The sequence below is a fragment of the Leptospira noumeaensis genome (assembly GCF_004770765.1).
GTDB lineage: Bacteria > Spirochaetota > Leptospiria > Leptospirales > Leptospiraceae > Leptospira_A > Leptospira_A noumeaensis.
Genome location: NZ_RQFK01000026.1, coordinates 528,448 through 542,975 on the forward strand (window position 1 = coordinate 528,448; position 14,528 = coordinate 542,975).

10 protein-coding genes are annotated in these 14,528 nt (G+C 38.6%); 3 read left to right on the forward strand and 7 right to left on the reverse strand.

Annotated features, from left to right (window positions below; all coding sequences use genetic code 11):
• Window positions 1–191: 191 nt before the first annotated feature.
• The 3 genes from EHQ24_RS10650 to EHQ24_RS10660 all read right to left on the reverse strand — a co-directional run bounded on the left by EHQ24_RS10650 (window position 192) and on the right by EHQ24_RS10660 (window position 5,189).
• On the reverse strand, window positions 192–1,268 hold the full coding sequence (locus EHQ24_RS10650; protein WP_135601618.1) for an alkene reductase: 1,077 nt from the start codon (window positions 1,266–1,268) through the stop codon (window positions 192–194).
• 94 nt (window positions 1,269–1,362) lie between these two features.
• Entirely contained in the window at window positions 1,363–3,402 is a 2,040-nt protein-coding gene (locus EHQ24_RS10655; RefSeq protein ID WP_135601619.1) for a 7TM diverse intracellular signaling domain-containing protein, read from the reverse strand.
• Between the two features lie 35 nt (window positions 3,403–3,437).
• Window positions 3,438–5,189, reverse strand: coding sequence for a hypothetical protein (locus EHQ24_RS10660; RefSeq protein ID WP_135601620.1), 1,752 nt, complete (start codon window positions 5,187–5,189; stop codon window positions 3,438–3,440).
• A gap of 133 nt (window positions 5,190–5,322) precedes the next feature.
• On the opposite strand from EHQ24_RS10660, the gene EHQ24_RS10665 reads away from it, so the two are divergent.
• From EHQ24_RS10665 to EHQ24_RS10675, 3 genes are all read left to right on the forward strand, one after another.
• Entirely contained in the window at window positions 5,323–6,573 is a 1,251-nt protein-coding gene (locus EHQ24_RS10665; protein ID WP_135601621.1) for a PAS domain-containing sensor histidine kinase, read from the forward strand.
• Window positions 6,574–6,677: 104 nt separating this feature from the next.
• A complete protein-coding gene (locus EHQ24_RS10670; protein WP_244310381.1) occupies window positions 6,678–7,796 on the forward strand; it encodes a hypothetical protein in 1,119 nt (372 codons plus the stop codon).
• Window positions 7,797–7,851: 55 nt separating this feature from the next.
• The gene (locus EHQ24_RS10675) at window positions 7,852–8,868 is read left to right on the forward strand and encodes a pirin family protein (RefSeq protein ID WP_135601623.1); all 1,017 of its coding nucleotides are present in this window, start codon (window positions 7,852–7,854) and stop codon (window positions 8,866–8,868) included.
• 24 nt (window positions 8,869–8,892) lie between these two features.
• Here the strand turns inward: EHQ24_RS10675 and ilvD are convergent, their stop codons facing one another.
• From ilvD to EHQ24_RS10695, 4 genes are all read right to left on the reverse strand, one after another.
• Window positions 8,893–10,569, reverse strand: a complete 1,677-nt coding sequence (gene ilvD, locus EHQ24_RS10680) for a dihydroxy-acid dehydratase (protein WP_135601624.1) — start codon at window positions 10,567–10,569, stop codon at window positions 8,893–8,895.
• 69 nt (window positions 10,570–10,638) lie between these two features.
• A complete protein-coding gene (locus EHQ24_RS10685; RefSeq protein WP_135601625.1) occupies window positions 10,639–11,286 on the reverse strand; it encodes a hypothetical protein in 648 nt (215 codons plus the stop codon).
• The gene (locus EHQ24_RS10690; protein ID WP_135601626.1) at window positions 11,283–13,937 is read right to left on the reverse strand and encodes a TonB-dependent receptor plug domain-containing protein; all 2,655 of its coding nucleotides are present in this window, start codon (window positions 13,935–13,937) and stop codon (window positions 11,283–11,285) included. The genes EHQ24_RS10685 and EHQ24_RS10690 overlap by 4 nt, the downstream gene beginning before the upstream one ends.
• Window positions 13,934–14,515: a TetR/AcrR family transcriptional regulator gene (locus EHQ24_RS10695; protein WP_135601627.1), complete on the reverse strand. Its 582-nt coding sequence runs from the start codon at window positions 14,513–14,515 to the stop codon at window positions 13,934–13,936. Before EHQ24_RS10695 ends, EHQ24_RS10690 begins: the two co-directional genes overlap by 4 nt.
• Window positions 14,516–14,528: the final 13 nt, after the last annotated feature.

Sequence of the window (14,528 nt, forward strand, 5' to 3'; positions counted from 1 at the left end):
TTAGGTGCTCTTGAGCTCGCGCCAGGGATACGGAAGGCTTGGTCACCTGCGATCGTTAGATGGCAGGTGACGGGAGCGAACGCGGACCCTGGAGTAGCCCGGTCATTTAACCAAAAGATTTTGGTTTTAGTTTAAATTGAGGCGCCAAAAAAATTTAACACTCACTCATGATAAATAAGTGTTAATCATTGTTAGTTTGCCAGAGCGTAATCCGTATACCCTTTTTCACCGGGTGTATACAGAGTGGTTTGGTCAAATGAAGCTAAGCTGATATTCTTTTGGAATCTTGTGACTAAGTCAGGATTGGCAAGAAATGGTTTGCCAAAAGCAACTAGGTCAGCATGGCCAGAGGAAAGATCTTTTTCTGCGCGTTCTGCGTCATAACCACCACTTAGAATCAATGTTCCCTTGAAGGATTTTCGAATGTTTGCAACCGTTTCTGGTTCTACCGTTGGAGCACCCATGGAAGAATGGTCAACTAAATGGATGTATACAATTCCTAATTGATTTAGTTTTTCAGCTAACAATGAATATTCTTCATGAGTTTCTGGGAACGGTAAAAGATCATTATAAGCACCGTAAGGTGATAAACGAATTGCTGTTTTATCTTTTCCAATGGCTTCGCTTACAGCAGTTGCCACTTCGACAACAAATCGAATTCGATTTTCAATCGATCCACCATATTCATCGGTACGTTGGTTTGAAGATGGGTGTAAAAACTGCTCCAACAAATATCCGTTAGCAGCATGTAATTCAATACCGTCAAATCCGGCTTTGATTGCATTTTTTGCTGCATTAACAAATTCTTCTTTGGTAGATTGTAATTCTTGTTTGGATAATTCATGGGGAATGGAATGATCTTTCATTCCATCGGCATCAGTCCACAGTTGGCCTTTCGCAAGGATTGCAGATGGCCCAACCACTTTTGCACCTTTTGGTAAATTGAGTTCATGACCAATGCGACCTGTATGCATCAATTGGACAAAAATTTTACTTCCCTTCGCATGGACTTTGTCTGTTACTTTTTTCCAAGCTGCAGTTTGTTCTTCAGAAAATATTCCAGGGATTCTCGCATAACCAAGACCATTCGGTGATGGAGATGTTCCTTCTGTGACTATGAGTCCGGCTTCGGCTCTTTGTTCGTAGTAAGTGGCAACAATATCACCTGGGACATTTCCAAGGGAACGGGCACGGGTCATAGGGGCCATTACCACTTTATTTTTTAAGGTCAAGTTTCCTAATTTCGCTTCTGAAAATAATGATTTCATAAGGTTCTCCAAATCTAATTGATACAAAATAGACACCAACGTGAAGTGATTTGATATTGTATTTATTTAATATTAAACTAATTTTGAAAAAAATTTACAAATCAATCCCTAGGATGGTTAAATCGTCCTGGCGATCCTGACCATTCAGAAAGATTTGTAGTGTTTTTAAGAGATGGTCTTCGGCCGCATCCAAACCGAGATTCCTTGTGGATTGAAAAAGTGCGTAGGCTTTTTCCTCTCCGAACTCTTCCTCCTTAGAGTTAAAGGCTTCAAAAACTCCGTCAGTAAATAAAAAGAGCCGATCTCCCGGTTCCCAACTTAGTTCCGATTGGCCGTAATGGGTTTGTTTTTTGAGGCCTATCATCCTTCCGGTTTTTTCTAATAGTTGGATTTGGTTTTTTTTCAAAAGGACGGCCGCGGGATGCCCAGCTGATGCAAACTGAATTGTTTTTGTATCAATGTCAATATCCACAATCAATGCGGTTAAAAGACTATTAAGTGATACAAAGTTATCCATAAATTCTTCGTTAAAAATTTCCATAACCTTAGATGGAGATAATTCAAAATTTTTAATATTATTATACAAACCTTTGATCGCCATAGTAATCATCGCCGCATGGACTCCGTGACCCGTTGCATCAGCGATTAGAATTCTAAACTTGCTTTCATTCAATTGACAAACATCAAAAAAATCTCCTCCTACTTCCGATACAGGAAGATAACGATAAACAAGATGTAATTGATGGAATAATTTTGGATCGGTGATTAAAGAATTCTCTTGGATTTTTTTGGCAACAAAGAGATCCCTTCTCATAGCACTTAAAGTTTTGTTTAAAATATAAGTTCTTTCTTTGACCTTTTCTTCCAATTCTAAATTGGATTTTTCTAAATTTGATTTTACAAGAGCTTCTGCGGTTTCCTTTTCTTTGATGATGGTATTATAACGATCAGCTAGGGCAAAAGCAAGTAACAACATTTCGGCGGCAGATCCAAACTGTGGGCCGTCAATGGTAAATGAATTGGTAGGAATGAATCCTAAGGCTCGTAAGGTAGAAACAATCAATGCAGAAAATAAAAATGCAAATGCAAGTAGGAAAAAATAGGCAATTCTTTCTTTTTGAAACGAACAAATGATGGCATTGAATAAAATCCAAAAAGCAGTAAAAGAATGACTGACCACCATAATTTTAATAAAGGAATCAAAAGACAAAATATATAAAATAGGTAAAATGATTTGAATGAAAATCAACGCTTTACTAACAAAATCTAGTTTTGGTACTAATTTTTTGGTATTTAATAAATTCCGCATAAATACCAAAAACAAAATCAATACAACGGAGATTAGAATATTGATCGAATACTGATCCATCCATGGTGAATTTTGCCATAGATATTCCGAAGCAATTCCATTATGCGAAGCAATGGTCAATGCAGTTGAAAGAACCAATAAAACATATAAAAGATAATTGGAATCTTTTAGGATAAAAAATACAAATAAATTGAAGATAGCCATGGCCAATACAATTCCAAAGTATAAGGCTTGGATCACGTGGTCATCAATCTCGTGTCTATCGTACGCAACTTTGTCCCAAAGTTGGATGGGTATGTTGATGGCATTGGGTGAATTTACTTTTAAATATAAAGTAGCGGTTGCATTTCCAGAAAATTGGATTGGAAAAACAAAAAATCGACTTTTGTAAGGACGAAGTGAAAGGGGAACCGTATAACCAGAATTGATTTGTTTGGATTCTTTTGTACTTTGAAAGTATAAATCCATTGTTTTTAATCGGGGATAAGCAACTACAATCACAGTATCTTTGGAAATTGGATTTGGATTTTGTACTTGGATTCGAAGCCAATAAGTAGATTTTGAATAAGAAAAATTGAATGCTTCCTTGGAAGATGGAAGTTTGAGAAATTTGGTTGCGTATTCCGGGGACTGAATGGTTTCAAAGTCCAATTGATTGTTTGTATCTTCTAATACTAACATAGAGTTGGCGAGATAAATCGGAGATGTTTCTAAATTTTTTAAATCAATTGTTGTTTCCTGCCCAAACACTTCTCCGCTTCCTAAAAAAAGAAAGATTACCAAAATGCGAATGAACGGAATCCATTGGTTTTTTACTCTTTTCATTCTTTCAGCAAATTGAATCTCAAAATTTTCCTTCATCACTTTTGTTTTTCCTCAAACAAATCAATGGAGAAGATTTGATTGGCTTTGGCAAATACAGAAATCCCATCAAAACTTACCGCCAAACCAGGAAAAGATGGTAAAATTTTTTCTGTTATGCTAGTTCCCGACGGGGAGAATAATAAAAGTTCCATTTGGTTATTTTCACTATAATCATCTTGTTTAGAAAGAATGACTACAACATGTTTTCTATCAAAAGTAAAAAGGGATAAGACTTCCGATTCAATTTGTTTTTCAAAAATCAGTTTGCCTGAAAAATCAATCATATATATAGCCGTGTAGTTATTGGTGATGATGATGCGGTCTTCTGTTACGAGGACTGGATTTTTTTCCAATCCGAAGGCATGGGGTCCAATTGTGTCTGTCGTACTAAAAGGAAACTCTTTAATGATTTGCAATTTGGAATCTAAAAGATAGGATCCATCCAATGAAAAAGGCAAATAAATCCCACCGGGAAATTCAACCGGTTTGGAAGACAACTGCTGGATCAAACTCACACCAGAGTCATAATTTTTTTTGAACTCTATTTTTTTTCCGGAATCCGCAGATTCAACTATTGAGTAATAATAAAACAGACGAAAACTAGAATCGATAAACACAGGATGAAACTTGGAAGAATAGTGGAAGGTTACTTGGTCTTCTGCATTCATTCCCACAATGCCTTTCAATGTATAAAATAACAATTGGCCGGATTCAGTTTCAAAGGCCCTACCTGAAAAAACTTCCCAACCAGGTAGAGAGAGGGATTTTATTTGATTACCCGTGTTTAAATCATATACATGAATTTTGGATTCAAAGGGAAGATACAATTTGTCTGAAATGATCGAAAAATTAAAGTTATGCGAAATTCGACATTCTGATACACCTCTTTCTTCTGTAGAAAGAATTTCATAACATTGGAATCGAAGGGCCACTGTCAAAATTTCTTTTCCACCTAAATCGTAAATACTGAGAAATTCTGGTCGATTGAGTTTGGAATAATATTCAGAACCTTTCTGAAATCCTTGGTAATAGCAAAGGTAACCCGATTGGTAAAATAAAATTGGAATTTGCAAACCTTCCAAAAATGGTCTCTTAACTTTTTTGGACCAAAGAATTTGTTTTTTGGTTAAATCGTAAGTTTGTAACTTCCAATTTTCTTCTGAGTTACTGGAGAGAAAAACAAACTGGTCTTTAGAAATAAATTCAGCAACTAAAACAGATTCCGATTCTTCCAAACTGACAAGTTCTTTCGAAAAAGCAGGAAACCCCTTTTTTTGAATCTCTTCAAATTCCTTTGGATACTCTTTGGGAAACCAACGACTTAACCAATGTTTCACTGAAGTGGGAACATTGGGATCTCGTTTGAGAAAAAGTTCTTTGAGTTTTTCCTTCTCTGACAAAACAACTAGTTCCAAAATCTCTTCAAAAAAAGAGTAAGGAAACTTTGAATCTTTATGAGTTAGGATTCCGACCACGGAGGGATTTCGAATCAGTTCTGAACGCTGGTCATCAATTCGTTCAGCAACTTGTTCGTAAAACTCTGGATAGGTGGATCTTGGATCCCCCGCCCCTCGTGTTTTGATCCACCAAAGGCTATAACAATCTCGACATTCATAAATTTCACAAAAATTACTGAGGGAATGTCCTACAATGTCATCCGTAGGAAAGGAAGGAGTCCATGTTTCGTCCCTGGCCGGTTCTGACCTAGAAAACTGTGAAGATCCTTTCTGACAAAAAAGACAGGTCATATCGGTTTTGGGAGTCTAGGTTTACCGATCAATTTAATTTCAGTCAAGCCGGATTCATTCCTTAAGAAATAAACGAAGACAATCACTTAATTCTTGGCAATTTATTTCGTAGATTGGATAATACCAATAATCCATGTCGACAATACCTAAGACATACGAAGTTTTACTAGCAGATATCAAACGATTGGAAGAAGAAAACCAAATCTTAAAACAAAGTTTGAATGATACGACCTCTAACCATTCCGATTTGATTTATGCATTACAATTTACTCAGTTTTCTATTGATACAATATCTGAAGCTATCTTTTGGACAGATGAGGAAGGAAATTACGTTTTTGTGAATGATGCAGCTTGCAAAAATTACGGTTACTCAAAAGAAGAATTGTTATCAATGAAAATGTTTCAAGTAGACCCTTTGTTTACTCCTGAAATGTGGAAAACACATTGGCAAGAAATATTAGAACGTAAAACCTTTTCCATTGAAACGGTAAATCAAAGAAAAGATGGAACATCCTTTCCAATTGAAGTGACTGTTAATTTGGTTGAGTATGGTGGAAAACAATACAACTGTGCCATCGCTCGAAACATCACAGAAAGAAAACTTTCTGAAAATAATTTAAAACAATCTGCTATTCGATTAGCCGAACTAAACTCCACTAAAGACAAATTTTTTTCTATCATCGCACATGATTTACGAGGCCCACTCGGAACCCAAAAAGAATTCATAAAGATCCTCAGTGAAAAAGATTCTTCCTTCAGTAATGCAGAAAGAAACTCCTATCTAAAAATGTTGGAAGATTCCTCTGACTTAGTTTATTCCTTACTCGAAAATCTTTTGGGCTGGGCTCGTTCCCAAACAGATGCCATTCAATTCAAACCAGTCCCCATCCTATTTTATGATTTAGTACAAAGAGTGATCGGGTTATTAACTCTTTCCGCTAATAAAAAGAAGGTATCGATTCATAATAAAATCCCAAAAGATTTGGAAATTGTAGCGGATTCCTTTATGATCGAAACTGTTATTCGTAATTTGGTTTCGAACGCAATCAAATACAGTAACGGAGGGAAAGAAGTTACAATCGGGATTGGTTCACCCGACTCAGTTCAAAACATAAATTCTAAATTAAAACTTAATCCAAAAAAAAAGATCTTCTTCGTAAAAGACGAAGGTGTGGGTATGAAAGAAGAACAAATTCAAAATCTCTTTCGTTTGGATCGAAAATCGTCCACACCCGGCACAAACCAAGAAACAGGGACAGGACTTGGTCTCATTCTCTGTAGAGAATTTTTAGAGAGACATGACAGTAGTATTTGGATAGAAACAGAATTAAATTTAGGTTCCACTTTCTTTTTTCAATTAGTACAATACACAAAAAATATTTAAGATCATTCTAATTTTTGAATGAAAAGCAGACCTCCAAAGATTTTTTTCTGGATTATATATTTATAAAATATTTATTGATCAAGATGAAAAGATTAAGCAAAAATTTGATTCTACTTTTAGCACTATTGGTATCTCCTGTCTTTGCACAAAATAATTCCAATCCTCCAAAAACAAATACTGACGAACCTTCAAAATCCTCTTCTTTTTTAGGAACCGGATTAAAAGTCATCGAGTTTGCTGGTGAATTTGCTCAAACTCCATCGGAAGGTGGTCCTCAATCAGTATCCAGTATCTTAAATTCAGCTCGTGTGGCTTCGAGTTTTGTCAACAGTAACTCTTCCAACAACCTCAACCCTCCAGGGATCATCACGGAAAGTTCTGAATCCAAACCAACGTCCACTATATCTCCTCGAATCAAATACTCTCACCAATTCTCTGATGATTTTTTTGTAGGATTTGTATATGCTAGAGGTGAACAATACAACGACACTAGAACTAGTTTTAGTACAAACGGACTTTATTTAAACGATCGTGTTCATTCTGGAATCAATGAAATTGGATTTAAAATTGGACTTGGCCCATTAAATTATTTAACTACATCCAGTTCAACAGAACTCAGTTTCAACTATTCCGAGTTATCTTCTAAAGGTCCATTTCAATCCTTCCAATTAAAATTTCCTTTTTTAAGAACGGGAGACCAAACGGTCACACAAGGTTTAGCATTATCAACAGGAACAGTAGAATTCAGAACTAAAAATTATGGAATGGACTATGGGTTTGTCACTTCCATCACTGATTGGTTAAACTTCTACATGATTGGTGGTTTTACCATTTTTTCCGGACAATTGAAACTTGCCTCTTACGGGATTGAAACTTCGTCTACAGGTTCTTTAAATGCAAGTAACCAAGTTACATTTAGTTCGCCCGTTACCAGATCAGAATTAACCATGTTCCAATCCAAAGAAGGATTCGCAAAAGGCCTTACCGGCGCCACAATGTCATTAGAGTTAGGACTTGTTTGGAGAATTTTTGAAACACTGGGAGTGAAGTACGGTGGATTCTACCAAATTTCTTCCTTTAGTATTTCTGAGGTGACAGGTTATAGTGCGGGAACAGGAAAAACTCCGGTGGAACTCAGTTCGGTTCCAGATCTCAATTCTTCACTCAGTGCAAAACAATATGGAGCTTTTGGAGTGAATGTTTCTATTGTTAAAAACTTTTGATTCTTATCTACTGTCTTATTAGTAGCAATGTAAATTGCGAAAATAGGACTCTTAGATGACCCACAAATCGATATTATACGCCCAAAAACTTGACTTCCAATGGCCCACCTCGGATCCATTTTTGTTTTGTGTTCACCATGAGGATTTTTATCCAAAAGGCAATGGAAAGTTTGGTCCGGATGCTTCCTTACAAGGCAGGCAAATCGGCCAAGACTTTGCCGGCAAAGATGGATGGAGAATGTATCACGGAGAAACTATTCCCGGGTTTCCTGGCCACCCTCATCGCGGCTTTGAAACAGTAACTGTTGTCCAAAGAGGTCTTATCGACCATGCGGACTCTCAAGGGGCCGCTGGTAGGTATGGAGACGGGGATGTACAATGGATGACTGCGGGTGCTGGAATCCAACATTCAGAAATGTTTCCTTTGGTGGATGAATCTGGTGAGAATACCTTAGAGCTCTTTCAGATTTGGTTAAACCTTCCTGCAAAAAATAAATTTGTAGATCCACATTTCAAAATGTTTTGGAACGAAGACATTCCCGTGAAAGTTGTCTCGGATGCATCTGGGAAAAAAATCAAAATTAAAACCGTCGCAGGATCTTTGTTTGGCGAAAAACCACTCGATCCTCCCCCAGATTCTTGGGCAGGTGATCCTAAAAACGAAGTGGGAATTTATATTTTGGATTTAGATCCTGAAGCCAGTTTTGTGATCCCTGGAAGTTCTCCTGGTAATAATAAAAATCTATATTACTTCCGTGGAGAAGGACTCGTTTTGGATGAAGTTCTGGTTCCGGGAAAACATATGTACAATGTAAAATCTGATGTTTCGGTAGAACTCAAAAACGGATCGGAAGCGGCCCGAATTTTGATTTTAGAAGGGAAACCCATTGCCGAACCAGTGGTTCAGTATGGTCCTTTTGTGATGAACAAACAAGAGGAAATCCAACAAGCATTTGATGACTATCGCAAAACACAGTTTGGTGGTTGGCCTTGGGATTCTTACGATCCAGTCCATGTTGGCAAAGGAAGATTTGCCAGACATGCGGACGGGAAAGAAGAAGGGCCTACTTAGCCAAGGAGGCCTTCGATGGAACGCCTAACGGTCTGTTAGGCAACCAGTACTGGCATCTTTTACCATCTGGATGTATTTCCAAAGATATCCAGTGGTAATGCGGTATGGAGGTTTTTTCCAGGCCGCTCTTCTTTTTTCTAATTCCTCAGGTGAAATTTGTAATTCGAGTTTGTTCGTGCGAGCATCGATGAGGATCTTGTCCCCATCTTTTACAAATGCCAACTCTCCGCCTTCCATTGCTTCTGGCGTGATATGACCCACAACAAAACCATGGCTTCCTCCAGAGAACCTTCCATCCGTAATGAGAGCCACGTTATCCCCGAGGCCTGCACCAATGATGGCAGAAGTTGGTTTTAACATTTCCGGCATTCCTGGGCCACCTTTAGGGCCTACATAACGAATCACAACCACATGGCCTGGTTTGACTTTTCCATCACGAATGCCTGTATTGGCTTCCACTTCAGAATCAAAACAAATGGCTTTTCCTTCGAACATTTCCCCTTCGTGGCCAGTGATTTTTGCCACAGCTCCTTTTTTGGCGATATTGCCGTAGAGAACTTGGATATGACCTTCTTTTTTAATGGGGTTACTAACGGGCCTGAGTAAGTCTTGGTCACTCGGAAGATCAGGAAGGCCTTCCAAGTTTTCTGCAATGGTTTTTCCAGTGACGGTCAAACAAGATCCGTCAATCAAACCTTCGCGTAACATGAATTTCATGATAGCAGGTGTTCCCCCGATGGCATGAAGGTCTTCCATAAGATACTTTCCACTTGGTTTCATATCCGCAAGGAGTGGGGTTGTATCGGTTACTTTCTGAATTTGTTCTAAGTCAAGTGGGATGCCCATAGTCCTTGCAATCGCAATCATATGTAAGGCTGCATTTGTGGAACCACCAAGAATCGTCACTACACGAAGTGCATTCAGAATGGATTTAGGAGTGATGATATCAGAAGGTTTGATGTCTTTTTCTAAAAGATTGTACATATACTTTCCAATATTCATACATTCTTTCTTTTTTTCTTCACTGCGTGCAGGGGAAGAAGAACTATAAGGCAAACTCATTCCCATCACTTCGATGGCCGTTGCCATTGTGTTGGCCGTATACATTCCACCACAAGCTCCAGGGCCTGGGCAGGAATTTTTAATCACTTCTTTAAAATCATCTTCAGTGATTTTGCCGTTTATTTTTTTTCCGTAAGCTTCGAAGGCAGATACAATATTTAATTTTTCACCTTTGTAATTTCCACCATTGATCGTTCCACCATACACCATGATAGATGGGCGATTGAGTCTAGCCATTGCCATGATGGCACCTGGCATATTTTTATCACAACCAGCGGTAAAAAGAAGACCGTCATAATAATGAGCACCAGCAATGGTTTCAATGGAATCGGCAATGATTTCTCGAGATGGTAAGGAAAATCGCATCCCATCATTTCCATTGGTGATTCCGTCGCTCACACCGATGGTGTTAAATAGTAAACCAACCATTTCTTTTGTATCTAGTACACTTTTCTTTTGTAAGGCAGAAAGAGTGGTTAAGTGCATGTTACACGGATTTCCATCAAATCCAGTACTTCCAATTCCTATGAATGGTTTGTTCAGATCTTCATAAGGAACTCCCGATCCAATGATCATGGCTTGGGAAGCGGGAAGGGATTCGTCTTGGGTAAGAGTGCGGCTGTATCGATTCAAAGTCATAAAATTCAATTTCCTTTGGATTAAAGACAAAATGTGGGATGGCAAGGTTAAGGAAAGCGGATTTTGAATTTACGGATGAACGATTTCGACAAGGATTTTATTTTCAATATTTCCTTGCGCTAGGTCTTTTTCCCAATCCTTAAACTCTAAATTCAAACAGCTGTTAGCACGGTCGCGATTGGCTTGGGGTAAAAAAGTATTGGCTGAGATGGTTTTTGCTGCTTTTGCGATTCTCCCGCGAGTTGACTCTAACCATTGGATCTCAGTAAAGTTAGCAAACCTTGTTCCAGCAGATGTTTGGAATCCTTCTAACTCACAGGTTTCTGTAACACGGAAACGATACCGAGATTTTAGATTTTCGGTCTCAGTGGCAGTAGTTGCTTTTAAGCTGAGAATCCCTGACTGGAGGATGGATTCTTGGCAGTCGGCTGTTCTATTTTGAATGGTTCGCATATCGTTCAAAATTACATTCAATTCACTTTGAGTGAGAATGAGTTGGTTTACGGAACAAATTCCTAATGGACGGCGACTACAAAATTGATTGTTGGCGCTGAGGTTTGTATCTGTTTTGATACAATTACCCGACTCCCGAATCAAATACAAAGTGGTAAGGTAGAGAGTTTGTTTTTTTTCCTCTTCTTTTTGTTTCTCTCCCCCACTCTCAAAACATGAGAAGAGAAAAAGAACCAAAAACAAACCAATGATGATTCTTTTCAAAATCTTACCTCAATACCAATATTGACTAAAGGAATGATCGCCATTTTTCCATTAGGTGTTTGGGAAACAATATAGGGAGAATTCACTGTATCATAAGTGGGGGCAGGATTTTGGTTTCTTTGGAAATTTTTTGTGTTATCAAATTCAAAACCGGCTTGGTTCCTGCGACCGTAAAAATTCACAAATTCTATATAGGTATTGATATAACCCCATGAGTAATTTTCAATTCGGTCTATTCGCAAATCAAATTGGTGGAAAGGCAAAAATCGATCACTATTATAATTACTGGAATAGTTTGGGAAATATAAATTCAAACCGAAGGTGGCCGCTTGGTTTGCCCGTGTAGCACTTGTAATGGGAGTGTAAGGAGTTCCTGAAAAATACCGAAACCTTCCTCCCACCATCCACTCGGGATTGAATTTATATCCAAATACAATATTTAAAATATGAGTTCTATCTAAATCGTAGAGTTGTTCTTTGTCATTATTATAAATGATCTCCAAATTATTATCATCGTAGTAATTGATATAGTTGGTTCCCATTTTGGTTTGGGCAAGAAGTGTTCTCGAATTATTGAGTAAGGTTCTGTTACGAGATTCATCACTATTCAACCTGGATTGGTTGTTGATCCGTTTGGTGATGGAATTTGTGTAGGAGATCCAACCAAAAAGTCCCGATTGTTCTCTCGGGTCTTTTGTTTTTTTAATAAAAATTTCCACACCTTCTGAATGTCCATAACCAGCATTCGAGTAATTTAGATTTTTGGGAGTGACTGGATTTGCAAAAACTTTGGCAGTTTCATTTACAAAGACCCGCATGTCATTGTTGAGAGCATACGGATCCACAATATAAGAATCAGGAACAATGATATTTTGAAAGATGTTACGAAAACCTTCGATTTTGATTTGCCAGTTGTTTGCAAACTCTTGGCTCACACCTATCGAATTGTGTTCGGCCCTTTCCATAAAAAGATTCGGATTTCCTGACTTGGCGGACAAAGCTTCCACGGAAACGGGTGCATTGTAATGGATTCCATGCCCAACCATGATCCCTGTTTTTGTGGATTCAAAAAGATACCCGCCCGTAATCCTCGGAGCTAAATTGGTTTCATTACTTCCTGAATAATTGTCAACTCGTGCACCAGGTGTTAGGCGAAAGCCACCATATTTAAATGGCAGTTCTGCATAAGCAGATTTTTCTCTATAACGGATTCGGTCTCCATCAATCACAGATCGGAATGCCGCATTGGAATTCAAAAGGTCATTAAAGATATTATAAAATAAACGATTGTAAGAAGAAATGTTTTCTCCCTTTAAAGTGGTCTCACGAAAGCGGCCTTGCACCCCGGCTTCTAGTTTGAGATGTTCCTCCCAAAGTTCCCATTCAAAGGCATTTTGAACATAAGTGATGGTATCTGTGGTTCTGTTTTGTAATCCAAAAATATTTTCCGCAGTCAGAGGGTTAGTAAATTTGAGTTCAAAAAATTCATTAAAAGTTGTGCGTGAATAAGAGATTGTATTTCGAAACGTTTTCCCTTTCCAAACATAACGAACGGCATCTGTGCGAAACATCCTATCGAGTCCAGTCGGCGGACGCGGGTCATCGCCCCCCCTTTCTAAATCGGCTTGAGCTTTCGTATAGGCCTGCCTATCACGGGTTCCAAACGTTTGGACGGTGAATCTATGTTCGGCGTTTATATCCCAAATCAGTTTCCATTGGTAGTCATTGTATTCTGCATACTTTGCATCTTCAGGAATCCCTTGTGGATATGCCTGTAAAAGGACTACGTTGGGATAGTTTTTTCTACCCGAACTAATCATCGCAAGACCGGGCAGGATTTTGGATTGGTTGTAGATATCTGACAAAAACAAATTGGTATTGATGACAGTTTTGTTTTCATCCACGCGGTCTGTTCCTTCAATGGCAATGATTCCACCAGTCGCATAACCATACTTAGCCGGGAATGCGCCAGTAAACACATCAAAGGATTTGATTAAATTGTTATTTAATACTGACGATTGGTTTCCTAAATGGAAAGGATAGGGCAAAGGAAATCCGTCAAAATAATATTGGTTTTGTCTGGTGCCACCGCCACGAAGTGACAAGTCTCCCCTTTCACTATTGGAATAAGGATTTCCAGTCAATAAATTGGAACCAATGTTTGTAAACACAGAAGGTAAAATTCCCACTGGGGCACCGATCACAACTCCAGGAATGGTTTGGAGTGCTTTTAATGAATCACCAGAAACTCCTGGTAGGCGTTTGATTTCGTCTTGGACAAGGCCGTACCGAGAAAGGGGAGTTTTGTCTCGTTCTCCACTGACAACAATGCCTGCTAGGTTTCCTTCCGAAATAGTGACAAGGATGACTTGGCCTTTGAACCGAACTTCACGAAATACAGATTCTGTTCTATCGGCCGTAGAAATTTTGACTTCGTAGTATCCGGGTTCGGGAAATCGAAGTTTGGCGATTCCTTCCCCATTAGAGACGGCACTTGTTTTTCCTTTTTTAGAAATGACTACAGCATTGGTAACTGGTTTTCCTGAATTGGATTTTACAATTTGAAAGATTACCTCTAAGTCTCCGTCAGCAAATGTGGGACGAAACCAAATCAAACATAAGATCAGGATTAAGAGTTGGGTGATTTTCATTTAGGAGATGGGATCAAACTTTCCGCAATTCGGTATAATTCATCCAATGACCTTTTATCAGCAAGCAAACGATATCCTTGCAGGACCCCTTCATAAACAAAAAATAAATGTTTGGCGAGGAGTCGGCAATCCACTTTGGAAATTAAATGACCGTTCCTAGCCGCCTCTTCCAGGTAATCCGCCAAACAATCGATTGTCCGATTGGCGATTTCTTCAATTTCCTTCTGGATTTCTACTTCATGAGGGGCAATTTGTGCGCGGAAATTTGCCATCCCACATCCAAATAGTTGGGAGAGCCTGGCTTCCCTGGAAAGTATGCGAACCCAAGCCTTTACAAAATCCAGTGGTTTTGGATTTCGTTTCATCAAAGATTTGAGTAGGGTTAGATTTTCGTCGGCGTAAATCCGAATCACTTCTTTACCCAACATTTCTTTGGAATCAAAATGTTGGTACAAACTGGCCTTAACAGTTTCGGCTTCCTGCACAATTTGATTGAGGCCAGTCTCAGAGTAACCTTGTTTTAAAAAAAGATTCCGGCTGACTTGTAAGAGGCGGACGCGGGTTGGTTCCTTTTTCATATCCATACAAATT